The following is a 26,159-nucleotide window of genomic DNA, read 5'->3' as shown; positions in this document are numbered from 1 at the left end:
AGAAGATGTTGGCGCCTTCTCTGATCTGTCTTACAATTCTATATTCCCTAAAAATGTTGGTCTAATTTCTACTTCTTTGACCTGATAATTTTCGATTGTTACTTGATAAGCTTTAGCATTTGGCCTTGAACTAATGACTTTAAAAATCTGGTCTTCCTTATAATGAACCGCTACTCCATCATCCATGGCTATCCCATTATTTATTCTATTGTCCCTTAATAATTGATGATAACTTTCTCTTCGATTCACTTCCCCATCATAATGAGGACAATTACTTCCTTTGAGTAAACCAAGACATTCTAACCGAGTTAGCTCTCCTGGTATAGAGTCCGTAACCCCTTCTTCAAACCAACAAATTGATCCAGCACTTAATCCAGCTAATATTATACCGTTCTCCCACGCTCTTCTTAAGTATTGATCTAATCCCCATTCTTTCCATAGTACAAGTAAATTCCTTGTATTTCCTCCGCCTACATAAAAAATATCTTTGTCCATTACGAAATCTTCAATATCCTTTGGTGTGTTTTTGAACAGAGGCAAGTGAGAAGGTAAACAATGATGATCCTTAAAAGATTGGTAAAATCGCTGTATATATCCTTCAGAATCTCCACTTGCTGTTGAAATAAAACAAACTTTTGGCTGATTAGATTTTGATTGTTTTAAAAGGTATTGATCTAAAAGTGGATTCTCAGGTTCCATTGAGAAGCCTCCGCCACCCATTGCAATAATCTGTTTCATGATTCTCATCCCCTTAAAATAATTATCGTTACGCACTTGCGCCAATTTCTTCTAACGTTCCTGTATTCACGACTCGACATATGTCGGGTGTCTGGCGAATGCCAGACCAAGGACGAATGTCCGCAGCGTGAATATTATGTTATCGGATGTTGGTATATGCCTTTATTACAAATTTCTCATAAAATCATTCATCAAATATTCTTATCTCTCCTGTAGGAGAAAGCTGCTTTTTATTTTTTTGTTTATTGAAAATAACTGTTCTTAATACTAAAGAACTCAATAACGCAATTACAATTAGTGCGACGGTATTCAACAAAGCCGCGCTTACAAGTTGAAATTTTATAATCTTGTTTATAGGATTGTAATTGTAAATCCAATTATTAATGACTTCATCATATTGTATCAATTGAATTAAATATCCTATCGCTATATACAATATTCCTGTGATAGATAAATACTTCTCAAATAATTTGGTTTTTATTTCTTTAGTTTTATTCGACGTAATATCCTCGTTACCATATGGAAGGACAACACGCGTGGAAGCAATAATTTCTCTTGGCGAGATAGTGATAAAAGTCCAAACAAGAATTATTGAACCAGCCAATTGGAAACAGATTGAGAACATCCTTCACTTCCTTTAACATTATGTTTTTAAACTTTGTTTATACTAATTTCCGATAACATCTAATTTATGTACTTCGTAAATATCACATGTCCTGGCTGATATCTGACTACGTATATGATACCCCAAGCATTGGTATTTGCGAAGAAGAATTTGGCGAAAAAGGTAGATTTATAGCAGCACTCAGTCTCCCAGATCAAGACGATCCAGCGGGCTCTGAATACGCTGAATATTCTTGGTACTCACATGCGTATATCGCTGGGTTGTTCGTGCACTCGTGTGACCAAGCAGCTCCTGGATATAGCACAGGTCTGTTCCATTTTCCAGTAAATGCGTGGCGAAAGAGTGTCGTAAGACATGAATACTAACCTTTTTCATAATACCTGCGTGTTGTCTAGCTTCCTCAAAGACCTTTTGCACACTTCGCTCGGTCAGATGCCGATCCGAAGATTGTCCCGGAAACAGCCATCGCTGGGGTTTATACTCGCTTATGTATTCCTGCACAATTTTCCAAGCTAGATGGGAGAGTAGCGTTCTTCGATCCTTCTGACCTTTTCCCTGTCTTACAATAAGGGTCTGGCGCTCAATACAGATCGCTACAACGTAGACGAACGACTTCACCTACACGAAGACCAGACGAATACGTGAGAAACAAAATCGTTTTATGCTTGAGATTAGTTACGGATATGAGTAAATGAGCCACTTCTTTTTCAGACAATACTTGGGGCAACTTGGTCTGCTTCTTGGGACGAACATACTGGATCTCTGTAGGATGATGGAGTACATGTTTGCAATAGAAGCGAATCGCGCTGATCGTCTGGTTCACACTGGAATGGGAGATCCCTCGCTCAAGTAAATCTAAACAATACGTCTGAACTACTGAAGTAGTCACAGCTTTACTTTCAATTTGACAGCTACTCAGAAAGCGTTCGATCTGATTACGAACCTTTTGATATCGTAATCGTCTCTTTGGTCGTAGCATGTTCATTCATAGGAAACCTCCTTCGTTTGGATGGATTAAGTTGGGCTAACGTTCTGAAAAACAAAAAGGAAGGCCCTTCTTCCTCCCCTAGGGAATCAGACGACCTTCCGATACTTTCGGATCATATATGCTGTTATAAAAGGTAGAACGGAACTCGGCTGGTGTAATGGCAAACCGCGTAAGGGTGAGGTGCTGCGCCCAATGGGCAGCACCTCAAAGAAGATGCACCGCGTGAATGATATTGCGGTGCTCCCCCTGCCGCTGCAACCTACATGGCAGCGGCTTCTTCTCCCAGCGACAGCGTGTAATACTGCGCCTGCTGCCCTTCATGCTGCTGGTACACAACGACCAGCAGCGTCCGGCCTTTCGCGGCAAGCGGGCTAGCGCCAGCAAGCACCCGCTCAAGCCGGAACGGAAGCACGTCCAATACGGCGTGCTTCTGCAGTTCCTTTTCGCCGAGACGAAGGTCGGCGAAATCTCGGGCACCCATGACCGTCTGTGCGGTCATGGCCGAGGTCATCGGCAACGCACGCGAAGCGTTGCCGCCAACCCCGTCCGCCGCTCCATCCGCGGCGGACTCAACCGCGTCGTGCGTTGCCAGCGCCGCAGCATCCCCGCCATCACTGCCGATCAACCCCGCCGCATCTGCGGCAGAGTCTTGCCCGGCAGCAGACGAAGTTCCCATAGCGGCACTTGCACCCGTGCCGCTGCTTTCCAGCCATGCCGAGCCTGCGGCACCGGCAACACGTGGCAGACGAACGTCTTCCGGACGTTCAGCCAGCGTTTTCATATAGCGCGCCCACTGCTCTTTCTGGAGCGGATCTTCCCACCAGATTTTGCGTGGCTTGTACTTGTGACCGAGGAAATAGTCCAGCTTCATCAGACCGAGCACAATATCCATATGCGGCGTGTTCCGCGACTCTAGGAAGCTATGCAGGCGGGTGAATAGATCCTCCAACTGGTGACCAATCTTCTGCCAGCCCTGTCCTTCCCAGTAATCCCCGAACGCTTGGAAGAAATCAAACGGCGAGTTGAACTCCTGCTCCATCAGATACTTCAGCGTATGATCCATCCGGTGTGCGTTCCAATATTTCTCCAGCACATCCTCCAGACGCTTCAAGCGCACGATGTCGCTGAACGGCAACACGTCACTGCCCAGAATCTCATACGGCGCGTGATCCATATACGTATAGTTGTACTTCTCTGCATCGAGACGCAGACCCGTACCGCGCAACATTTTGAGGAATCCAAGCTGAAGCTCTTCTGGCCCCAGAGCAAATACATCGTTAAACGTCTTACGGAACGTATTGTAATCTTCCTCCGGTAGTCCGGCAATGAGATCTAGATGCTGGTCGATTTTGCCGCTGGCTTTTACCTTGTTCACCGTACGGCTCAGCTTGGCAAAGTTCTGACGGCGTTTCACCAGTTCATTCGTTGGATCATTCGTCGACTGTACCCCGATTTCAAAACGGAACGTGCCCGGCGGCGCATTCTCTGCCAGATAATCCAGTACCTCAGGACGCATGATGTCAGCGGTAATTTCAAACTGAAACACCGTTCCCTGATGGTTCTCAATCAGGAATTTGAACATTTCCAGCGCGTAATCCCGCTTAATGTTAAACGTCCGATCTACAAACTTGATCAGCTTCGCACCCTTCTCAATCAGGTACAGAATGTCCGACTTCGTTCGCTCGATATCGTAATACCGCACGCCGACCTCAATACTGGACAGACAGAACTGACAGCTGAATGGACAACCACGACTCGTTTCAAAATAAACAACCCGCTTCCCGAGATCCGGGATATCCTCTTCAAATCGATGCGGTGACGGCAGATCGTTTAGATCAGCCTTCGGGCGTCCTGGCATGAGAATGACCTCTTCCCCTTTGCGGTAAGCTAGTCCATAGACAAAGTGGAACTTCTTACTGCCCGTAAGCTCCGTCAACAGCTGATGCAGCGTCTCTTCGCCTTCACCCATGACGATGAAATCCACATTAGGAATCCGGTTCATCCAATATTCCGTATCGTAGGATACTTCCGGGCCACCCAGCAAAATTTTCACGTCAGGCATAACCTTTTTCAGATTATCAATGACCTTAATCGTCTCTTCAATGTTCCAGATATAACACGAGAACCCAATCACGTCCGCACCGCGTTGGTACAGATCAGACACAATATTCATGACCGGGTCTTTGATCGTATACTCCGCGATATCAATATCAAAATCCTTCTCACTGTACGCCTTAAGACAACGCAAAGCCAGCGAGGTATGGATATACTTTGCATTTAATGTAGAAAGAATAACCTTCATGGTTCACAACCTTTGCCTGGACACCCAGACCATATTTTTTTGGGAAAAGTAAAGCTCCACAGCCATCCAAGCCCATGCCTTCTCATAGAATAAACCTGTACCGCTATCTACATCTTCGTTGCACTTGCACGACTAATTATACATATACCTCAGCTTCCACAGGCAACTATTCCACACCTCATGGACATATCTGGATTTTGTCTTTCAAAGAGTGGACACACTTTTTAAAAAGACACCCTTCTCTCAGCCTCATCCAACTACAACATATAGACCAATCAACAACGAATCAAACTACATACTGTACACCCTTGGGTACACGCTCTCGATCAACAATGTCCACCTTATGAAAGACAATCTTTCTCCATTTGTCCATCACTCAGAGACTGAAATCAAATAACCAACTTAATTACAAACCCTGAACACCGAGCCTGATTACCAAACTCAACTACCAAACTTATTCACTTCTATGCCCGCTAGACCACTAGATCATGCAGTCATACCTCATCCCCATACTCATACTCATACTCATACTCATACTCATACTCATACTCATACTCATACTCATACTCATACTCATACTCATACTCATACTTAGAACTGTTGCATTCTCTTGATTACTCATTTATCCACCGAAGCAATACCAGGAGTATTCATTTATCGCTCCAGCAACTCAAGCAGTGTTCATTACCAATCCAGCAACTTACTCATACTCGTAAAAGGCATCATCATCCGTATCAACCTCTTCGCCAGACTGCTTCTGGAAAAATTCCAAGAATGGTAATCCGTACTTGCGATACTTGACCTCACCGACCCCTTTAATTGTCAGCATGTCACGTTCTGTCTTCGGACATACCACACTCATCTCGCGCAGTGTTGCATCATTGAAGATGATGTAGGACGGCACATGTTCCTTCGCCGCCAAGTCACGCCGGATTAAGCGTAGTTGCTCAAATACCGTTTCGTTAACCGCAGACGGCATCGCATCACGACCACGACGTCCACCATAGTTGGTACCCGAAGCTGTTGCAGCCGTCTTGCGCACCACCCGCTGCATGACTTCACGTTGACCTTTGAGCACTTCCACCGCCAAAGGCTGCAAACGTACTACCGGATACTGCCCCTCGGACAGCATCAGATAACCTTCCGATACCATCACGTTGATGATCTCTGCAATTTCACGCTCCGTGCGATTCCCCATCACACCATATGTTGGCAGGGAATCGAAGCCGTAATCCAGCACCTTTTTGGCACGAGATCCCTTAAGCACCGAAGCGACCAAAGATACACCGTACCGTTCACGCATCCGATGGATGCAACTGAATATTTTCTGTGCATCAATCGTCATATCTACTAACTCGCGATCATCCGTACAGGAACTGCAGATGCCGCAAGGTTTGTCCTCATGCACCTCACCGAAGTAGTCCAACTGCGCACTGCGCAGACAGCGTGTTGTATAACAGTAATCCACCATCTGTTGCAGCTTCCGATAATCGTTTTGCTTCCGGTCGCCCTCCATCGGATTTTGTTCGATCAGGAACTTCTGGGTGATAATATCCTGCGCACCGAATAATAAAATACACTGACTCGGCTCACCGTCCCGTCCGGCACGACCCGCTTCCTGCACATATGCCTCCATATTTTTCGGCATGCTGTAATGCAGTACGTAACGTACGTTAGACTTATCGATCCCCATCCCGAAGGCATTCGTTGCTACCATCACGCGGATATCATCGTACAAAAACTGCTCCTGACTCTGAGCACGCTCATCGTCGGTCATACCTGCATGATAACGTCCTGCGGGCAAGCCTGCATGCAATAAACGTTGATGCAGATCGTCCACGTCCTTACGGGTCGCGGCATATATAATACCTGGCTCACTCTCATGCTCCCGAGCGTAGTTCAGCACAAAATCCTTCTTGCTCTCACCGCGCAGCACGCTGAACGCCAGATTATCCCGCCCAAGTCCGGTCACGTATGTCTGCGGATCCTGCAAACGCAGCAGCCGCAGAATATCGCCCATGACCTCGGGCGTTGCCGTCGCCGTAAAGGCCGCAACCACCGGCCGCTCCGGCAAACTGTCTACAAACGGCGCTACCGCCAGGTAGCTTGTCCGAAAATCATGACCCCACTGTGACACACAGTGCGCCTCATCCACGGCCACGCACGAGATGGGCAACTGCGCCATCTCATCGCGGAACCAATCCAGCTCCAGTCGCTCCGGCGCGACGTAGAGCAACTTCAGATCGCCGCGCTGCGCTGCGCGGACACGATCATTCACTTCTTTGCCGCTTAAGGTACTGTTGATATAAGCGGCGGCAATGCCGGCAGTCGTCAGCGCATCGACCTGATCCTTCATCAGTGAGATGAGCGGGGAAACGACCAGCGTCAGCCCCGGATATAACAGAGCGGGAATCTGGTAACAGATCGATTTACCGCCCCCGGTCGGCATAATGCCCAGCGTATCCTCATATTCGAGCAGGCTAGATACGATTTTTTTCTGACCCTCGCGGAAGTCGGGGTAACCATAATATTTTTGCAGGAGACCCTGCGCTTCTTCTAAAGTAGGTGCTTGCACACTCATGTAAAGACTCCTTACTTGTCACCGGTGTTCTTCCACCAGCTTGGTCCGATCCGATTCTGACATCCGAACACGGCACCATTGCCGTATCCTTGACAACAAAATGGCGTTCTCATGACTTGTCCGTCAAGCAAAACGCCGCTCCCTTTAGTTTAACGGGACAGACCCGAATGAGCAACCGCGTTTTCATGTCAAACGAATCTTCTCAGTTCCACCTATCTCTGACTAGATCAATCTAAGGTTTTAGATACCTATTAACTTGAATCGTTCCACCCTCAAATTAGGATAATTTTAACTTATTTGTAAACATTAAATCATTCTCTATGCTATCATTATTACAAGTTTTTAGTGTGAACTGAACTCATAGCTAAAACTTGCAAACGATATGATCTCTTACAAAGGAGACTTGACCCATGACTCAAGATGCGTCTGGCACTCCCATGACAAATATACGTAAACCCTGGATACGTAGACATCCCATTCTGACTGCATTTCTGTTCTTATTACTGATTCTCATTGCTTACATCCTGCTTCGTCCATACTTCTCGACATTCGATCGTTCTGAACAAGGACACCTTGGCTATTCAATGCCTTCACGGAACGGAGAGTATGTAGCCGAAATCTATGGTGTTCCTTATGGTGGTGCGGGGGCAGGAGGAGTAACCATGTGGGTCGATGTTCGATCAACCGGAAGCGGATCTGCTGGTGCTGACGCTAGTTTTGTGAAAACCATCTATCGTGCTGAATTTCGCGGAGCCAACCACCTTGAATGGGAAAATGAAAAAACGCTCCGGATTGAAAACCGGAACGAATATAATGATGACAGCGTAACGCTGAATATTGATGAAGACATCTATGATGGATGGAACTTTGCATGTAAGAGCCTGCGTATGAAAGGTGAATACGTGCGTTGTCTCTCTCCTGAGAAGCAGTAGTAGCAGTGATGCTTAAATAATTTTTTTCCTTTTGCAGCACAACAAAATCAAATGATTAGAGCAGACATTCCAGCACGTAGCTTACTCATTAATCACGGGTCTGTGCTTGTTTCTTTCTCCACTGTCGGCTCTTTTTCTGCTCTTTCTCTACTCTCGCTCTACGTTCCTTCCCTCTGCCCACTGTCAATCCTGGCGACGTGCAGATGTCGTCTGACGCACCATCGTTTCCAGCCTCTCTCGATTGCTGAGCAAACCGGGATCAGTCGGCACATATGCCAGCGCCTGAATATTATGCTTAAGCGCCTGTTCCCAATGTCCCAATTGAGCATAGGACAAGGAGAGCCTGGCATGAGGAAGCCAGGTTCGACATGCCGCAGGTACGGGGCGGAACCCCGGGTCACGGGTGCCTACATCAAGGGCCTGCATATACCAATAGATTGCGGTCATGTGCTCTTGACGTTCTTGAAAGCAAGAAGCAATCGCGCAGCAGAAGTCTGCATGAGGCAGGTCAAACTGGAACGACTGCAATAAGGCACGAAGCTTATAACTCGGCTTGCCCAGCCGTTCATAACATTCAGCGAGCCGCGCGCAGGCAATTAGTCGATCCTCACGATAACCCTGCGGCTCCTGCAGCAGCTTCTCGTAGCCTTGTACCGCTGCCCCGTAGCGCTTGCGGTCATAACATTCGCCTGCATAATAGAACAGCAGGCGACCCTGGGCTACGCCCTCTTCGGCGATCCATTTGCGCAGGATGCGCACGTTACGCGCCGAATGATTGCTCGCTTCGCGGCGGTGCGTGACGGCAATGTCTGCCGTCATAACTCCGCTCCGCGGAAAGCTCAGCTGCTCGTGCAGCCGGCCATGCCAGCGGCACCCTGCACTGCGCTTGACCAGGCGGTTCCGGCGGTCCGTCACTAACGGACTTGCCTCCGCCCCCTCGGCCAGCGTGTAGTTCAAGACCACAGCTTCCGTCTCACCATCTGACGGAAGCTGTTCTTTCAACGCCCGAAGCTTTGCCTGATCGCCCGGCAACAGCACATCATCTGCATCTAGCCAGAGGATGTACTCCTGCGTGGCCTGCTCGAATGAGTAATTACGAGCAGCAGCAAAATCATCCTGCCATTCATATGTGTAGACTTGGTCGGTATACTGCGCAGCCACATCCATTGTTCGGTCAGATGAGCCTGTATCGACAATGATGATCTCATCCACGATTCCACTCACCGAATCGAGACAACGTGCCAACGTGCGTTCTTCGTTCTTCACGATCATACATAGACTGATAGTGATCACGGATTAACCCCTTCCTTGCCCCTACACATTATTGCGATGAAGCATCTTATTCAACGTTCATGATAACTTTCATATTCCGACTTGCTAAGACGGAGACTCGCCCTGTTTTTCAACATAACCTTCCGATTCACATCATCTTTATTAACTCTTGGATAGCTAATCTTGATATATCTTATTCTGCATCGCACTTGTCGTGTACGTCTTAGCTCACTGATCTCGCTCCGTTTCTTGTTTGCGCAGACGCTTTACCTGTTCAACAGCATTGTCGAGTGCCTTCTTCCGTTGATTCATCAGTCGTAGGTGGCTCCGTTCAATTTCGGCAAAATGGGCATAGTCCAGTTCCATCCATGTCTTCATTTCACTTGGCGTAGGGGAGATGTATGGATTGACTTCCCAGCGTCTACGTGCAGCGCAGCATAGATACTTATGATGAACCTCCAGCTTCACCACTTCAAAATACGGCAGCAGACACATCGCAAGCTTGCCTGCATAGAAGGTCTGTTTATGATCATGAAACGGATGATATCCATAGGGAACTGTCACAACCAGCGTCCCCTTTTCATGTAATAATCGATGGATCTGTATTAATAACTTCTCAGGATGGGCAAAATGTTCCAGCACTTCACCGAGCAATATCGTGTCGAAGACAGCCCTTTCCTTCCACTGCGTAATGTCCATCAGCCGGAAATCCACTTTACTTCGCACAGGCTTCGATTCCTTCGCCAGTTCTTCCTTCGCAAACCGGATGCTCTCTTCCTCTAGATCAATGCCGGTTATCCGAAAGCCTTCACGCGCCAGCAGAATCGAGGTAATCCCCTGACTGCATCCGATGTCCAGCATTCGCTCGCCTGTCGCTTCCCGGCACATCCAGTGAATTCGTGTCCTCGTTGCTTCATGAGATTCTTCCGAATTAATCTCGCCATAATATCGTTCATTCACCCGGTCATGATTCGCCATCGCTGTCTCCTACTTGTTCGGGAGAATTTCTAGTAGACATCTTCTCTATTTCTATATCTGTTTCAGTAGGGATCGGTGCATAGGCTGGATGCCCAAGCACCACAATGTTGCCCCCATGGACACTTTGGGTAGCATTACGAGTGTCGAAGATTCGTTTCGCATGATCCGCCATCTCTTGATAATCAAATGCGCTATGATCCGTTGTGATGATCACAAGATCTGCCCATGCCCATAGCTCCGGTGAGGCTGGCTGAGCTTGGATAATCGTGCCGTCGTCCTTGCGGAAGACAGGCACCATCGGATCGGTGAAGACGACCTCTGCTCCCGCTGCGCTCAGCAGTCTGAAGACATCCAGTGCGGGAGATTCACGCAAGTCATCGATATCTTTTTTGTACGCCATACCCGCCAGCACAATCCGTGCATCCTTTACGAAAATTCCACTCTGCATCAAGAGTTCCACTGCTCGCGCCACCACGCGCTCCGGCATCTCCCGATTCGTTGCATCAGCTAGTTTGATGAATTGCAGCTCCGACCCCTGTCGCTCTGCCGCCCATGACAGATAGATTGGATCAATCGGAATACAGTGCCCACCAATCCCCGGCCCGGGGTAAAAGGGCATATATCCAAACGGCTTTGTCGCGGCAGCGTCCAACACCTCCCAGATGTTCACGCCCATCTGCTCACATGCAGGTGTAAGCTCATTCACAAGGGCAATGTTCACGCTGCGAAACGTATTCTCGAACAGCTTGGCGGTCTCAGCTACGGTGGTAGAACTCACCGGCACAATTTCATTCAAGAATGAGCCGTAGAACGCTGTTCCATAGGCTAAACAGGAGGCTGTAGCACCTCCGATGATCTTCGGTGTATTTTTCACCCCATAATTCACACTGCCTGGATCGACCCGCTCAGGAGAATAGCAGACATGGAACTGTTTGCCCACTGTCCAGCCTGTGGCTGCTTCAATCGGTTGCTTCACATGCTCCTCCGTCGTACCCGGGTACGTGGTACTCTCCAAGATGATGAGGCTTCCCTGCTTCAGGTGAGGGGTTATGCCTTCGACTGCTGCGGCGATATATGAAATATCCGGTTGATGACCTGGCGTTAGTGGTGTTGGTACACAGATCACAACGATATCTGCCTTAGCGACTGCCGTATAATCCGTTGTTGCCGTGAATAATCCTTTTGCGGTTAATGACTGCACCACTTGATCCTCAATGCCGATGACATAGGAATCCCCCGCTCGAAGTCTCGCAACCTTGAGTGTATCAATATCAATGCCATGTACTCGGTAACCAGCCTGCGCCATCTCCACTGCCATCGGAAGCCCGACATAACCCAGCCCAATGACAGCAGCAAGAAGGGAGCGGTTGTGTATGCTGTCTTGCAATCCTTCCATCTCCAAACGCTCCGCCTCCCTTCTATTAATTGATAAAGCCGCCTGCACGCAAAAACTGAGCTATCGCTTGTTTGTTCATCATGGCAGTGTCTGAGCGGTATTCGGAAAGTGTGACACGAGGCAGGCTACTATACTGATCTTGCAGGCGCTTGTCCGGTTCCTGCGGTAATATGACATAATATTGCTCATCATACTTATAGGTACGCGGTGATTCGAAGGGTGAGATGAGCACTTCATGTAGTTTCTCGCCAGGGCGAATGCCTGTAACCTGGTAGTCAAAGGATGGGCGACCCGCCTTCTCTAACATGACCGAGGCCAGGTCGGTCATCTTGCAGGCTTTCATTTTCATCACAAATGTCTCGCCGCCTACCGCCGCCTCAGCCGCCTTAAGCAGCAAATGTATCGCTTCCGTCCGTGTCAGGAAAAAGCGAGTCATGCCTTTGTCCGTGATCGTAAGCACCTTACCCTCATCAATCTGACGACGGAATAATGGAACGACACTGCCGCTTGTTCCTAGCACATTGCCACCGCGGATGCAGACAAATCGAGTATGCTCACTTAGTCCATTCGCACGGATCATCATCTTCTCACCGAGCGCCTTGGTCATACCATATACGTTGATTGGATCAACCGCCTTATCCGTGGAGACATCAATCACCTTAGGAATCTTCATGCGAATGGCTGCTTTAATGATATTTTGTGTGCCAATGACATTGGTTTTGAAAGCTTCATCCGGCTGGTCTTCACATACGGGTACATGCTTCAGTGCGGCCAAATGAAAGAGAACATCCACATTTCGGCACGCTTCCTCCACTGCGCCATAATCCCGAATATCTCCGATAACAAAGCGCAGCCTTGCATCATGACCAAAATCACGTTGCATCGCAATCTGAGCATACTCATTACGCGACATGATACGAATCTCAGCCGGATTTTGTTCCAGCAGCACCTCGGTCAGCTTCTGTCCCCAGGAGCCTGTTCCTCCAGTGATCAAAATGATTTGTCCTTTTATCATGCAAGAATGCCTCCTTTATTAGATCATGAATTCACGTAATACCTGAGCCATCTCTTCTCGGCTTAACCGATCTTTCGGTGGTACCTTTTTGACCGATGTGTTGCTGCTATGCACGATATTGACATAATTGCGGGGTACGAGCAGTTCATGCGGTAGATCAATTACATTTCCGTGCGTTCCGCGGCCTGGCAACTTCACCCGATAGCCTGAAGCGTACTCCTCCGTCCGGTACAGGTAGACATAGAACTGCGGAGAACGATGGAATGCGGGTGCCATCTCATGATTGACACTATCCCACAGGTAGCCGTTCTGATTGATCAATGCCATCGTTTCCGGCTGTGGTTGTATATCGTATAACTGTTGAACAAAGGTGCGGTGGTACAGGTCATCCGAATCTAGACGTGCAATATAGATGTGCTCTGCCCCTTGTGCAAAAGCTAGAATGGCACGCACACTCTCAATATTGGTTCCAAAGCGAATATTAGAAGGTAACGGCTCTTGTTCCGCAAGTATTTCTTGCATCAACTCTCCGGATTCCTTCGACAGCTTCACAACGGTAAGAAAATCTTGATTCGTCTGTGCCTTGAGGCAATGCAACGTAAAGGTACGAAAGATGTTCATCCGTCGCTCTAGCCATTCTCTCGTTAACCGCTGCGGATCCATGCCATAATTGTTGAAGTTAATCTCAATAACAACTTTCCTAGACATAACATCCCTCCTCATGTAAACAGTCTTTCTACTGGTTGCCTTTGAACCATTTTCATAGTTTCGCAACCTATGCCTGGCAGAAATTCATATAATGCGTTATTGCATTCCACCCAACTTTCATAGCGTAATTCTCTTATCTGCCATCCCTACAACGTATGAAACAGAAGTAGAATCGGTCAGTACACTTGAACTACTTTTCACAAAATAGATTGATATACACCGCAGATTCGCCTGATAATGCGTGTTCAATAAGGGCGGTTTTCAGTAGCGAGAAGACGGGATGAAGGTAATCACCTCATCAAAAGTGGACTTAAGCAACAGCCTCTTACAGGTCGAACGTACAAAACGTTAGCGCAGCCATTACATAGAATAGGTCAATAGAATACGAAGGAGGTTTAAATCTACGATGAATGCTATTTATCTGGAGACAGATGGTGTACTTGATCAGCTCGAAGCAGCACTTGTAGAGCAGCGTCCATTTTCTCTCGTTCGCGTAGGCGATGGCGAGAATATTGTCATGTCTCAGGAAACGGTTTGGACTGTGGAGCAGGTGCTTCAAGAGCGCTGGGCGATCAAAGCCAATTTAGGACAAAAGGGACTTCGTCTCCCCGACCTTCAGCTCAGAGATCACGTGGCTGCTTCAATACAACGAGCTAATATTGTTGGTGTGCTGCCCCCAGGCGATATGACGATCAAAGCACCGGATTATCTCAAACGCCCGCTCACGGATATGGTATTTGCTCACTATGGTATCGCTCCGGCACTCACCTGCCATGCTTGCGTCAATCGGGAGCTCGTGCAGATGCCACGGTTCTGGTCTATGCTTGCTGGTAAACGGGTACTGCTCGTGACTCGCGAGATTGATGCGCTGCGCGACCGACTCCTTCAAGAGCCGTATTCTCTTCAGATTGCAGCAGCACTTCCTTTTGATAACTGTGGTCAGACCGATGAAACGCTACAATGGATCGTCACGAACCAGCATACGTTCGATGTCGCTCTCTTCTCCTGTGGCGTTAATGCCGTTGTTCTCGCTGAGCGCACAGCCGCCCTAGCGGGCAAAGTTGCTATTGATTTTGGCAAAGCAGGCAATATCATTCTGAAAGGCCGTGCTAACTGAGTTTGCTCTTTGCTTCTTGAATTACAGCTGGCTATGTTCATGCTCTTGCTACATCAACAATACGGTTGAAATATGGTCAAAAAAAAATCCCCGACTCCTTCGATACTGGAGCCGGGATTTTTGACTTTAACCTTTTACTACTGCTGATAAGCTAGTTAGTAGCTGCAATGCCATAGAACATCTCTGGTCCTGTTCTTGCCACGGTAGACACCCCGGATATAAATGAAGTGTACACACTTTCCAGTGCGGGTGGTGCAGCCAAATCCTGTGCGGTAAAGGAATGAAATTCAGCGCCGCCCGTCTGTCCCACCGTACCTTCGGCACGATAGATGACAAAGAACGGATCATATACTGTACCACGTACCAACTCAACAACGAAGGTATCTCCTTGCTCTCCTGTCACACCAACCGTGCCATTCAGGGTGATAATGGGATTCGCAACACCTAAGGTCTGCAGCCCAATTGACCCGAACACTTCTGGTGATAAGGATAAAGATGTGTTAGGCGATCCTACGCTTCCTGAGTTCATTGAGGTTCTCATATCGAGAAATACACCCAAGAGTAACACCTCCAATGCAATGAGATATCCTATTCTATGAATCTCAACTCTCGTTCGATTGGATAAATAACAGTTTCTATACACCTATTTTTATTTACACCCGGTTAATGGTATATTGAACTGCATAACGAAATGAACGGATCGTATGCACGCAAGCGGTACAGGCTGTTCAGAAGGAGATTATTATTTATGAATACACGTAAACGTTCCACAGGCCATTCATCATCCAAAGGAAAGTCATCAAACCGCTCCTCTACGGGACGTTCTAAGAGATCAGGTGCTCCATCTGCCGAATCATCCAGATCCTCTGCATCCACATCTCGTAATACAGCGGACACGAACAAGCCACTAGCTGCCAAGTCTTCAACAACAGGCAACCAAGCAAGATCTGGCAAAGCCAAATCATCAGGTGCGTCTAAACGCTCTGGCAATTCCTATTATCGTAAACAAGAGCCACCTCGCCAGTACCCAGTGACAGAGCCAGAAGAATTGTTACCGTTCCTGCTGAAGCATCTGAAGGATGGTCGTAATGCCGTGAAGTCCATTCTAGGTCGTGGTCAGGTATCCGTAGATGAGAAGGTCGTGACGAAGTTCAACCTGGCGCTCACGCCGGGTCAGACCGTATCCATTAGCAAAGAAGGCGCCGTAGCTGCCCCTTCCATGACCGGAGTAAACATTTTGCATGAGGATAATGACATCATTGTCATTCGTAAGGAAGCTGGGCTATTATCGATCGCCGCTGACCGTAGCAACGACCTTACAGCCTACCGCCAGTTGATGGAGCATGTACGCCGTACGAATCCAAACAATCGGATATTTGTCGTACATCGTCTGGACCGGGATACATCTGGTGTGATGATGTTTGCCAAAAGTGAAGAGGTACAACAGAAGCTGCAAAACAACTGGAAAGACAATGTACAGGATCGCGTCTATGTTGCTCTCGTTGAAGGTGCTGTGAGCAAAGAGGAAGGTACGATCTCCTCCTGGCTGAAGGAAACCAAAACACTGAAAATGTACTCAAGTCCACGTGCGAATGATGGACAGCACGCGATAACGCACTACAAACGTCTCAAATCCAACCGTGAGTTTTCTCTGCTTGAGGTTCGATTGGAAACAGGACGCAAAAATCAGATACGTGTGCACATGGAAGACCTCGGCCATCCAATTGCAGGGGACAAAAAGTACGGTGCACGCACGAGAGACCTCGGACGCCTTGGACTCCATGCACGTGTGCTCTCGTTTATCCACCCAACAACCGATAAGCTAATGACATTCGAGACCGATATTCCGAAGCAATTCCTGTATCCTTTCCGTGCAGATAACGCAACCGCGGAGTAACTGAAGCTCTTGGGTACGGAGTCGCGTTGAAAGGAGCAACCGATGCTGAAAAACTTGCTGATTACCGGTTATCGGGCATATGAACTGCAGATTTTTGGACAGAAGCATGAAGGTATTCCTTATATCAAAAAAGCCATCGCCTCTCGCCTCACACCGCTTGTAGAGGACGGACTGGAATGGGTGCTAACTCCAGGGCAATATGGCGTGGATCTCTGGGCCTGTGAAGTTGTGCTGGAGCTGAAGGAGACATTCCCCGATCTGAAATTGTCGATCATTACTGCCTTTCAGAACCCAGAGGAACAATGGAAAGAAGATAAGCAAGAGTATTATCGCTCCATTCTGCAAGGGGTTGATTACTATGCTGCTATTAGTCGGCAACCGTATGTTGGCCCATGGCAGTTCACAGCGAGGGACGATCTTCTGCTACGCAAAAGCGACGGCCTATTGCTTGTGTACGATGAGGATGCCGGCGAAGGCAGTCCACGTTTTGTGAAGGAAAAGGCGATTAAGAAACAGCAGAATGAAGACTATACCATCATCAGCGTAACGTCGGAGGATATTCAATCCATCGCAGAGGATGAACGAATGAATGATGTACAGCATTACGAAGATACTTCCTTCTGAACCATTTCAGTATTGATATAGAAAAGGGCTATCCCATAAGTCATCAAAATGACTGGGGATAGCCCTGTTTTTACCATTTTATTCAAAACGGATTCTCTCCTTTAACAAATGGAACAAAAATAACATACAAAGAGCCCATTAGAAACACCCAGAAAATCAAAGATTTGAAGCGTCTCCTGAAGAAATTAGCATTCTTTTTTATACATAGCGCACAAATGAGTGTGTAAAGGAAAAATAAAAAATAGGAGACCCCAAACCAGTTAACCCATACGTTCCCCATAAAAGGAATATTGAAACGCTCATAAATGTATCTCAAAACATTTTCTGTAACAATGAAGCCAATAACCAAAAATCCTATGAATTCCATATAGATTATCATTTGCTTTTTCCAAATGGACATTCCCTTCAACTCCTAAATATCCTTATTCATCTATCTATCCGAAATATTCAAGAATTAGCTTATATAGCGCTACGCAGAGCCCTAATAGACTCGCTTTCATTTTAGATGGATGGTAATTTTGTTTGTTAGACAGATATAATAAAATCAATAAAAATCCAATGGGTAGCTTTAACTGAAAGAGACCATTGGTTGTAGCATGAGAATAAATTATTATAGTAGACGTACTGATCAAAAAGTAAAAGAAAATGGTGAAACGTCTTGTTTCTAATTGTCTGCTCCACCTTACTAACAAAAAAATAATAATGATCAAGATAATCGAAATGTATATTGGTGGGAGAACAATAAAAACGTCACCAAATCTGAATTCCATGTGGCATAGCCCTCCTTTTCATCATAGTTCACCTCATCCATCAAGAGTCACGTTTAATTAAAAGGTTAATATTACCAAAGAGAAGGATGAATGTAAAAAAAAGTGGATGAGATCATGCGAAGCAACGAACTGGATTACTAAGGTATCTGTCTTAGTCAGGCCAGGCTGTAAAAGCCTCGTATGACTTACTCATGTTTTTTTTGGCACCAATATGGGTATAAGTAGTATTAAAACTGCGATTACTATGTCGTATGGATAAAGGGGAACTGCAGCCATGACATTAACTCCCGAGCAGCGCATTCAACTGCACGGATTCAACAACCTGACCAAATCGCTGAGCTTTAACATGTACGATATCTGTTACACCAAAACCAAAGATGAACGTGAGGCTTATATTGAATATATTGATGAACAATATAATGCGGCACGATTAAGTAAAATTCTCAGAAATGTATCTGACATTATTGGTGCGCACGTCCTGAATGTGGCACAGCAGGATTACGTCCCACAAGGCGCTAGCGTAACGATGCTCGTATCCGAGGGGCCAATTGTTGAAATTCCAGAGGAGTCCTTCGACGAATCCCCAGGACCGTTGCCCGATAACGTTGTGATGCAGCTGGATAAAAGCCATATTACGGTGCATACGTACCCGGAATTTCATCCAAGCGAAGGAATTAGTACGTTCCGTGCCGATATAGACGTGTCCACTTGCGGGGAAATCTCGCCCCTCAAAGCGCTGAACTACCTCATTCATTCCTTCGATACGGACATTATGACGATGGATTACCGTGTGCGTGGATTTACACGTGATACAAGTGGACGTAAGCTGTTCATCGACCATGAGATTGGTTCTATCCAGAACTACATTCCGGATGAGATCAAGAGCAGCTTTGATATGATTGATGTGAACGTCTATCAGGAGAATATTTTTCATACCAAGTGTAAGCTGAGGGAGTTCGATCTGGATAATTATCTCTTTGGGTACACCAAGGATAAGCTAAGCAAGGCAGAACAACATGAAATTACAGAGTGGCTGAAGCTGGAGATGGACGAGATCTATTACGGCAAAAACATTAACCGTCCTACTCCATGACTGACCTTAGAAGGTGACTGACACCTTTGTCATAAGGCGAGACAATGCCTGCGTGTTGGGACTGCACACGGTGCGAAAATACAACATCCCAGCAACGTTGCGGTAACATTCTATGTAACTAGTTAATCCATGTTAAAAGTAGTATCTACAGACAAGCAATAATGCCAGTAAGGTTCTTCACTTCGTGAAAGCCTTCGGCATACGCTTGTCTTTTCGTCATTTGTTGACATGATGCAACATATTTTCTTATTATAGGAGTAACGGTATTACTTTGCAGTGAAGGAGAATGAGCCGTGATCGAAACGAACACTTCCAAGCGTAACGAATCGCTGTTACAAGTATTCACCGCCCGGCATAATGTAACTGCTCACAACATTGCCAATGCGGACACACCGAATTATAAGAAGAAGTCCGTAGAGTTCCAAGAAGAGCTTAGACGCATCGTTGAGCAAGGTAACACAGATCATTTGAATTTACACCGGACTCATCCGAAACATTTTCCAGTGAGTACTCCTGGCCCAGTCGTGCCCTACCGCATTGTAGAGAACAACAACACAACGATGAACAACAACGGCAATAACGTTGACATTGACAAGGAAATGTCGAACCTTGCGGAGAATCAGTTGATGTACAATTACATGGTCGATCGAGTAAGTGGACACTACAAAAAGATAAAGAATCTTCTAAATGATCTTAAATAATGCATGACTCTGCAGCCTGTAGGCTGCTTTTTTTATTGATATTGTAAATACATAACCGCAAACAAGCACATCATCGCAACATGAACGCAGTATTAGATTGAATTCTGTGAATCAGATATCCCTTTTTCGGATCTGGGCTCATTCGTAGTATAATGATATCTAATGAACGATTTCATATCGATAAAAGAGGTGCAACATGGCTCCACTTCATTTCAATCATTTTCAAGGCTCCAAGGTTCGACTTGCAGCACCCTGCCCGGAAGATTGTATGCGATTATCCCGTTTTACGGACGATTATGGATATCTACGTAATCTAGATACGGACATTGCAGTGCCGCTAACGCCGGATGAAACAGGTTCGTCTTCTGTCCGCAGAGATAATGGATTTGAGTTTTCCTTACGTACACTAGAGGACAATCGATATATCGGCTTCACCGCTCTCTACCGGATCGAATGGAATAACCGCTCCGCGCGTCTGGCCATTGCTATTGGGGATGAAAAGGATCGTGGTAAAGGCTACGGTAGTGATGCGCTTGCCCTGATTATGCGCTATGGATTTCATGAATTGAATTTGAACCGAATTGCACTGGAAGTGATTGAATATAACGAGACTGCGATGCAGGCGTACCTAAAAGCTGGGTTTCAGGTAGAAGGACGTCAGCGCTCAGCCGTCTTACGAGATGGGAGGCACTATGACCTCATTTCTATGAGTATCCTTGCGGAGGAATGGTCGAAGCAGACCGAACTGCCTCTATCTTTTCAATCTACTCGTGCGAATGTCTCAAACGAAACGTCTGTTAACATAAAACCATTTCAACGCGCTGCCGCAGTCTCTGCTTCTACTTCTGGTGATGCATCTGAGCCCCTGCCCACGACGAGTGAGAACACCACTGTTCAACCTCGCATTGGCGTAGGCGCGGTCATTGTTAACGATCGCAGAGAAGTACTACTGGTCTGGCGCAACCGTGAACCAGAGCAATTCACCTGGAGCATACCCGGAGGTAAAATCGACCCTTACGAGTCTGCTGAAACAGCAGTTATTCGGGAGATCAAGGAAGAAGTCAATCTAGATATCACCATCGACCGATTGCTCTGTACAGCAGAGACGATTCAGCCTGACCAGCAGGAGCATTGGATTTCTCTTCTCTACTCCACACGGATTATTGGGGGTATCGCTCGGAATCTTGAAGAAGGCGGAGCCATCGGTGAGATCGGATGGTTCCCGCTGGATGATCTACCATCTCCACTCGCTTGCTTCGCTGTTCCTGGTCTTGATGCTGTGAAGAAAATGTATTTCGGAGAATGATTGGAGGTCTGCAATTATACCAGAGAATCGTACATCTCCAACTTCAACCACACCCCACATTTTGCATGAGGCACGCCCTCAGTTCGACTGGAAGGGTTCTGGATTATTGTCTCTCAAAACATTTCGTAACGGGCGCTGTCTTTACGAGGCTGGACGTGGGCATTTTGCCGTTGATGAGAGCAACTACCTGCTTCTGAATGAGGGTCAAGAATACAGCTTGCACATCGATTCATCTGTGCCAGTAGAATCCTTCTGTATCTTCTTCCCACATGGTTTTGTAGAGGATATTCATCGAAGTCTGCAGGGTAGCGATCTCTACTTGCTAGAAGAGCCCTGTAAGTCTTCTCCCCTTGGTGCAATTGAATGGATCGAACGAACTTATCCAATGGGCAACCAGCTTGGTGCCTTCTTAGATCATTTTCGCCATTTAGTTAATCAAGATGCTGTTGATTCCTGGGAGAAAGATGAATTATTACATCGACTTGCCGTTCATATGCTGGGCGTACACCGAGACGTTAAGCTAGAGATGGACGAGCTAGGTTATGTAAAACGTTCAACCAGAGAGGAAATATACCGACGCGTGTACCTTGGACATGAATATATGTCCGCCTATTTTTACCAACCGATAACACTTGCAGAGACTGCAGCAATTGCACATTTGTCAGTTAACCATTTTTTGCGGAATTACAAAAAGCTATTTCACACCTCACCCCATCGTTATCTGACCGAACTTCGACTTCAGGCAGCTAAACAGATTCTACTGGGTACAGATAAGTCCATTACAGATATATGTTATGAAGTGGGATTCGAAAGCCTTGGATCGTTCAGCTCGTTGTTTACTCGCAGATTCCATGTCTCTCCCTCCAAGCTACATTCAAAAAGGTGATAATGAAGAAGCCAATCGATTTTAGACTGTTTATAATCGAATTATCTCAATAACTTACAGTTCACTTGAGATACAACAATTCAAGTTACCTGATACCAAACATAACGATGGAGGTCTGCCACTTGAAACATGAAGAACAGATTAACGAATTATTTAAAGCCAGTCAGAACGGGGATATTGTCAAAATAAAGACATTACTTACCTCTCGGCCTGATCTCACCAATAAGGAAAACAGTGATGGTCTCACCCCGCTTGGGTACGCCGCGCATTATGGGCAAGCCGAAGCGGTGCGTATTCTTCTAGCACAGGGAGCCGATGTTAACACTGTTTCTCATTCAAAAATCTCATTTATCCCGTCCAATACTGCCCTGCATGCCGCACTTGCAGGGGAACGGTCGGTGGAGGTTGTCCGTTTATTATTAGAACACGGTGCAGCAACAAACATACATGATAGTGACGGTCAAAGTGCTCTTCACTCTGCTGCATTCCATACCGATCAAGCTGAACTGATTCAGCTTCTCCTACAGCATGGAGCTGATCCATCAGCCCTCTCCGATGAAGGACAGACCGCGCTGGATATTGCACTGGACAAAGGCAATCATTCAACAGCTAAATGTCTGAGAGATGCCCTTGGAGCAACGTCATAACTTATTCTCCCGTAAGCTAAACCCAGTTTCACCGCTAACCGCTAGGCTCCTAGGCTGTATTATGGAGTCTAGCGGTTATTTTTTGAGTGATGAAAATAAACAAATGTATCAACGAAACGAAATTTTTATAACTTTCTTTGGAAAATTCAAGAACCGTTTGGCGAGCTACGCCGTCTAATACGCAACACATCCACGAAAGGAGGAGCCATGTGACCCCTGCTGAGCTTACTGTTGCCGCACAACAAGGGGATGCCGAAGCTTTTGCAGCCTTAATGGAGATGCACCAGAACCGACTATATCGCATCGCCTATGCGTATCTGCATAACGAGTCCGATGCACTGGAAGCGATACAGGAATCCACTTATAGAGCCTTTCGCAAACTCAAAAAGTTAAAAGAACCGTCCTACTTCGGCACCTGGTTCATTCGCATTCTCCTCAATTATTGTGCCGATGAACGTAAACGCAAAAGTCGGTTCAGCCAAATCACCGATATTCAGGAATCCAGTAGCTGGGATCAACCCGAAGACCCTGACTTGGCTGCTGCTGTATCTTCATTGGATCGAGATTGCAAACAGATTATTATCCTGAGTTATTTTGAAGGATTCTCCTTAACAGAAGTTGCTGAGATACTCGAAATTCCGACCGGAACCGTAAAATCACGACTGCATCGAGCACTCGGGCAGCTCCGTGATCAACTAGGAACGAAAGGAGATACATAACATGTCTGATGAAATGAAACCTGTTGAAGGCCTCGAACAACGACTTCATCGTCGTAGATTAGAATACGATGCCATGACTATACCTGAACCCGATACGCAGCAGGCTGTGCAGGCTGGTATCCGAAAGGCTACAAGCCAGCGTAAATCCCGGTTGCGCTGGATGATGAGCTCCGTGTCAGCGGCAGCAATCATTCTTATTTTTACCGGATGTATCCGCGTCTCACCAGCTTTTGCTTCCTTCGTAGAGCAATTGCCCGGTATGGATGGAATTGTGAGTCTTATTCGTCAGGACAAAGGGCTGATGATGGCAATCGATCAATCCTTATTACAGAAGGTGGGTATAACTGACGAGCATGATGGTACTTCTGTGACGATCGAGGGCGTAATTACAGATGAGTCACGCATGGTTATTTTCTACACAATGAAAGGCATCCAAAATCCCAAAAATCTGATGTACGACATCAAATTATTAGACAAAAATGGTGAGGATCTTCCCGTTGGATTTAGTTATTCATACCCTAATCCAACATCAGACGAGGATATCTATGAGAATATGATCAATGTATCCTTTACTGAATCATCCCCTCCACAAGATTTAACCGTTGTGTTTAAAGAGCAAAAAGAAACCGACGCGAATGAGTGGAGAATTACATTTCCCGTCGATCAGAGCTTAACGAAAGGTATGAAAAGAGTCATTCCTGTTAACCAAACCTTAGTGGTAGATGGTCAACAAATTTATGTAAACCAAGCGACGTTATATCCCACTCGACTTGTACTGGACATGACCTACGATCCGAAAAATACCCAAAAAATCTTTGGCATTGATGATCTACAGCTCGTGGATGAGCAAGGTAGAATCTGGACAACGAATGAGGCATCGCTTCCCGAGAATGGTATGTCGGTTTTCTTCGAGAGTATGTATTTCTCTACTCCAAAAAAACTGACCCTACATGCGTCTGGGATTAGAGCCGTGGACAAAGATAAACTGCATCTTCAGATTGATTCAGAATCGGGTGAGATCGAGGGCGGTCCAGAGAATTTGAAATTCCTTAAGAAAGAAATTAAAGGTAAAGATATGATATTGCACTTCAATATTACAGATGCGGAGAATGCCAACTCAGGTTTGTCATTTACGAATATTAAGGATCGTAAGGGAAAATCATTCGAGGTCAGCCAGTTGGGATGGAGTCCTTCCATTGCTGAAGCGTCTGTCACGATCAAAAATGGTGCTTCTGCCCAAGGCGCTTTGGATATGGAGTTATTCTCCTACCCGGTACTAAGCCCATCACCGTTCTCGGTTGATATTCCGGTGAATCCATAGGTTCATTGATACTGAATCTAGAAACTTAGTTACTTCATCGGAAGTCATTGCATTGATGATATGTGAAGATGGGAGCACCCATCTTGACCTCTCCGTTGGCGTATTTATGGAATAATGCTGGTGTAGTCATGCTGGTGTAGTCACCTTTTATAGGCAGATGCATACCTTGAAGTAAGAAGTTTATTTAAAGGAAGGGTTGTGCATCATGTCTGAGTCTACATCCACACCGTTGACACGCGTCATCTATCAGGCGAATACACCTATGCTTCAATCCGTACATAGCGTGCGGAATATGATTCATCATACAGCTCGGCAACATATCGGCAAAAAAGTCCAAGTTCAGAATATTGATGGTCAGGTATGGGAAGGTGTTATCATTAGCGCAGACCGGGGGATATTATATCTTCAAGTTACGCCGATGCATGGCTATCCTGAGCCACGGGCTTTGTTTGGACCAACGATTTTGCCATTAGTGCTGTATGAGTTGCTGGTCATTACGTTGTTGATGTAGTTTGAATTCATATTCAAGTTTAACATGGCTCCGTTTCGACCCTATGGGTTATGAAGCGGAGCCTTTCCATTAGGTTTATCGTGTTAATTCGTGTGACTTATATAGGTGTTCACCCATTCGTGCAGTATGTTTCCGTCCTCTCGTGTGAAATATGATACAATGGTGTCGGCTTAAGCCCTATCTTATAAGAAACGGAGTATGATCCGGTTGGAATACATACCGCATGACCCTCCCCCCATCCCTCAGCCTGAGACGGAAATGACGGGAAATAGTACGACAACTTCAGAACAATCGCGTGTGATTGCTACATGTCTGCTCGCAGGAAAAATTATGCTGCAGAGCGGCGGGGAAACCTACCGTGTAGAAGACACGATGAAACGTATGGCTGCAGCGCTTGGATTACCCCATTCGCATAGCTATGTTGTGCCTACAGGCATTTTTTTCTCAGTGGATGCAACCGAACCGGCCAAACTCATTCGCATCTCCGAGCGAACAACGGATCTGCACAAGGTATCCGAGGTGAATGCCATATCAAGGCGAATTGGACAAGGTGAGTTATCTGCCATTGATGCCTACGGGTTGTTACAACAAATCGAAGGACAGCCTTCCTCCTACTCCTTTGCTGTGCAGCTTACGGCTGCTGCATTGTCAAGTGGCTGTTTTACGATTATGTTTGGTGGAGGCTGGGGTGACTTTATCCCGGCACTAATCTGTGGCGGCACCGGTTATGCAGCAGTGATCGCCTTCCATCGACTGGTGCTGGTCAAATTCTTTGCCGAGCTAACAGCTTCATTTGTGATCGGCCTACTCGCATTTCTGCTGGTCTATCTTGGATTAGGCCACGAGCTGGACAAAATCATTATCGGTTCTGTTATGCCGCTCGTACCTGGACTGCTTATTACCAATGCTGTGCGGGATTTGATGGCAGGTCATCTCGTGTCTGGGCTATCTAAGGGAGCCGAGGCATTTCTAACTGCGTTTGCCATCGGCACAGGTATAGCCGTTGTATTTTCACTTTTTATGTAAGACGAA

25 protein-coding genes and 1 pseudogene are annotated in these 26,159 nt (G+C 46.5%); 14 read left to right on the top strand and 12 right to left on the bottom strand.

Annotated features, from left to right (window positions below):
- Positions 1-30 precede the first annotated feature (30 nt).
- The 6 genes from J2T19_RS09670 to recQ form a co-directional block, all read right to left on the bottom strand.
- Positions 31-738 carry a Type 1 glutamine amidotransferase-like domain-containing protein gene (locus J2T19_RS09670; protein ID WP_307215098.1) on the bottom strand — a complete coding sequence of 236 codons (708 nt, stop codon included), beginning with the start codon at positions 736-738 and terminating at the stop codon, positions 31-33.
- 184 nt (positions 739-922) lie between these two features.
- A complete protein-coding gene (locus J2T19_RS09665; RefSeq protein ID WP_307215096.1) occupies positions 923-1,342 on the bottom strand; it encodes a hypothetical protein in 420 nt (139 codons plus the stop codon).
- Between the two features lie 201 nt (positions 1,343-1,543).
- The gene (locus J2T19_RS09660; RefSeq protein WP_307215094.1) at positions 1,544-1,981 is read right to left on the bottom strand and encodes a tyrosine-type recombinase/integrase; all 438 of its coding nucleotides are present in this window, start codon (positions 1,979-1,981) and stop codon (positions 1,544-1,546) included.
- Complete coding sequence (locus J2T19_RS09655) at positions 1,944-2,348, bottom strand: tyrosine-type recombinase/integrase (RefSeq protein WP_307215092.1); 405 nt, start codon at positions 2,346-2,348, stop codon at positions 1,944-1,946. Before J2T19_RS09655 ends, J2T19_RS09660 begins: the two co-directional genes overlap by 38 nt.
- A 262-nt stretch (positions 2,349-2,610) precedes the next feature.
- Complete coding sequence (locus tag J2T19_RS09650; protein WP_307215090.1) at positions 2,611-4,653, bottom strand: B12-binding domain-containing radical SAM protein; 2,043 nt, start codon at positions 4,651-4,653, stop codon at positions 2,611-2,613.
- 700 nt (positions 4,654-5,353) lie between these two features.
- Positions 5,354-7,234, bottom strand: coding sequence for a DNA helicase RecQ (gene recQ / locus J2T19_RS09645; RefSeq protein WP_307215088.1), 1,881 nt, complete (start codon positions 7,232-7,234; stop codon positions 5,354-5,356).
- A gap of 410 nt (positions 7,235-7,644) precedes the next feature.
- Between recQ and J2T19_RS09640 the strand changes: the two genes are divergently transcribed.
- On the top strand, positions 7,645-8,166 hold the full coding sequence (locus tag J2T19_RS09640) for a hypothetical protein (RefSeq protein WP_307215087.1): 522 nt from the start codon (positions 7,645-7,647) through the stop codon (positions 8,164-8,166).
- A 183-nt stretch (positions 8,167-8,349) separates the two neighbouring features.
- Here J2T19_RS09640 and J2T19_RS09635 read toward each other — a convergent pair whose 3' ends face one another.
- The 5 genes from J2T19_RS09635 to J2T19_RS09615 form a co-directional block, all read right to left on the bottom strand.
- Positions 8,350-9,438 (bottom strand): glycosyltransferase family 2 protein, encoded by a 1,089-nt coding sequence (locus J2T19_RS09635; protein ID WP_307215084.1) that lies wholly within the window; start codon positions 9,436-9,438, stop codon positions 8,350-8,352.
- Between the two features lie 228 nt (positions 9,439-9,666).
- Positions 9,667-10,416, bottom strand: a complete 750-nt coding sequence (locus J2T19_RS09630) for a class I SAM-dependent methyltransferase (protein ID WP_307215082.1) — start codon at positions 10,414-10,416, stop codon at positions 9,667-9,669.
- Entirely contained in the window at positions 10,403-11,812 is a 1,410-nt protein-coding gene (locus J2T19_RS09625; RefSeq protein ID WP_307215339.1) for a nucleotide sugar dehydrogenase, read from the bottom strand. Before J2T19_RS09625 ends, J2T19_RS09630 begins: the two co-directional genes overlap by 14 nt.
- Before the next feature lie 25 nt (positions 11,813-11,837).
- Positions 11,838-12,827, bottom strand: coding sequence for a polysaccharide biosynthesis protein (locus J2T19_RS09620; RefSeq protein WP_307215080.1), 990 nt, complete (start codon positions 12,825-12,827; stop codon positions 11,838-11,840).
- A gap of 18 nt (positions 12,828-12,845) precedes the next feature.
- Complete coding sequence (locus J2T19_RS09615) at positions 12,846-13,535, bottom strand: glycosyltransferase (RefSeq protein WP_307215078.1); 690 nt, start codon at positions 13,533-13,535, stop codon at positions 12,846-12,848.
- Between the two features lie 406 nt (positions 13,536-13,941).
- Between J2T19_RS09615 and J2T19_RS09610 the strand changes: the two genes are divergently transcribed.
- Positions 13,942-14,652, top strand: a complete 711-nt coding sequence (locus tag J2T19_RS09610; RefSeq protein WP_307215076.1) for a GT-D fold domain-containing glycosyltransferase — start codon at positions 13,942-13,944, stop codon at positions 14,650-14,652.
- Positions 14,653-14,803: 151 nt separating this feature from the next.
- On the opposite strand, the gene J2T19_RS09605 is transcribed toward J2T19_RS09610, so the two are convergent.
- Entirely contained in the window at positions 14,804-15,193 is a 390-nt protein-coding gene (locus J2T19_RS09605) for a hypothetical protein (protein ID WP_307215074.1), read from the bottom strand.
- A gap of 207 nt (positions 15,194-15,400) precedes the next feature.
- Here J2T19_RS09605 and J2T19_RS09600 point away from each other — a divergent pair, with 207 nt between their 5' ends.
- The 12 genes and pseudogenes from J2T19_RS09600 (at position 15,401) to J2T19_RS09545 (ending at position 26,153) form a co-directional block, all read left to right on the top strand.
- Positions 15,401-16,549, top strand: a complete 1,149-nt coding sequence (locus J2T19_RS09600) for an RluA family pseudouridine synthase (protein WP_307215072.1) — start codon at positions 15,401-15,403, stop codon at positions 16,547-16,549.
- Between the two features lie 42 nt (positions 16,550-16,591).
- Complete coding sequence (locus J2T19_RS09595) at positions 16,592-17,173, top strand: SLOG family protein (protein WP_307215070.1); 582 nt, start codon at positions 16,592-16,594, stop codon at positions 17,171-17,173.
- 1,044 nt (positions 17,174-18,217) lie between these two features.
- On the top strand, positions 18,218-19,036 hold the full coding sequence (speD, locus tag J2T19_RS09590) for an adenosylmethionine decarboxylase (RefSeq protein ID WP_128100841.1): 819 nt from the start codon (positions 18,218-18,220) through the stop codon (positions 19,034-19,036).
- A 293-nt stretch (positions 19,037-19,329) separates the two neighbouring features.
- Positions 19,330-19,737, top strand: a complete 408-nt coding sequence (gene flgB / locus J2T19_RS09585) for a flagellar basal body rod protein FlgB (protein ID WP_307215068.1) — start codon at positions 19,330-19,332, stop codon at positions 19,735-19,737.
- A 196-nt stretch (positions 19,738-19,933) separates the two neighbouring features.
- A pseudogene (locus J2T19_RS09580) lies at positions 19,934-20,425 on the top strand (GNAT family N-acetyltransferase); the annotation flags it as partial.
- A 216-nt stretch (positions 20,426-20,641) separates the two neighbouring features.
- Positions 20,642-21,043: an NUDIX domain-containing protein gene (locus J2T19_RS09575; protein WP_370874851.1), complete on the top strand. Its 402-nt coding sequence runs from the start codon at positions 20,642-20,644 to the stop codon at positions 21,041-21,043.
- 61 nt (positions 21,044-21,104) lie between these two features.
- Complete coding sequence (locus J2T19_RS09570) at positions 21,105-21,929, top strand: AraC family transcriptional regulator (RefSeq protein WP_307215066.1); 825 nt, start codon at positions 21,105-21,107, stop codon at positions 21,927-21,929.
- 122 nt (positions 21,930-22,051) lie between these two features.
- On the top strand, positions 22,052-22,576 hold the full coding sequence (locus tag J2T19_RS09565) for an ankyrin repeat domain-containing protein (RefSeq protein WP_307215064.1): 525 nt from the start codon (positions 22,052-22,054) through the stop codon (positions 22,574-22,576).
- A gap of 209 nt (positions 22,577-22,785) precedes the next feature.
- Positions 22,786-23,295: an RNA polymerase sigma factor gene (locus J2T19_RS09560; RefSeq protein ID WP_307215061.1), complete on the top strand. Its 510-nt coding sequence runs from the start codon at positions 22,786-22,788 to the stop codon at positions 23,293-23,295.
- A gap of 1 nt (position 23,296) precedes the next feature.
- Positions 23,297-24,616: a DUF4179 domain-containing protein gene (locus J2T19_RS09555; protein WP_307215059.1), complete on the top strand. Its 1,320-nt coding sequence runs from the start codon at positions 23,297-23,299 to the stop codon at positions 24,614-24,616.
- A 205-nt stretch (positions 24,617-24,821) separates the two neighbouring features.
- A complete protein-coding gene (locus J2T19_RS09550; protein ID WP_307215058.1) occupies positions 24,822-25,127 on the top strand; it encodes a hypothetical protein in 306 nt (101 codons plus the stop codon).
- A gap of 258 nt (positions 25,128-25,385) precedes the next feature.
- On the top strand, positions 25,386-26,153 hold the full coding sequence (locus J2T19_RS09545) for a threonine/serine exporter family protein (protein ID WP_307215335.1): 768 nt from the start codon (positions 25,386-25,388) through the stop codon (positions 26,151-26,153).
- The last annotated feature ends 6 nt before the right edge of the window (positions 26,154-26,159 follow it).

The sequence above is a fragment of the Paenibacillus tundrae genome, assembly GCF_030812775.1.
Taxonomy (GTDB): Bacteria; Bacillota; Bacilli; order Paenibacillales; family Paenibacillaceae; genus Paenibacillus; species Paenibacillus tundrae_A.
The sequence above is the reverse complement of the archived record's forward strand: the minus strand, read 5'-3'. Positions and strand labels throughout refer to the sequence as shown.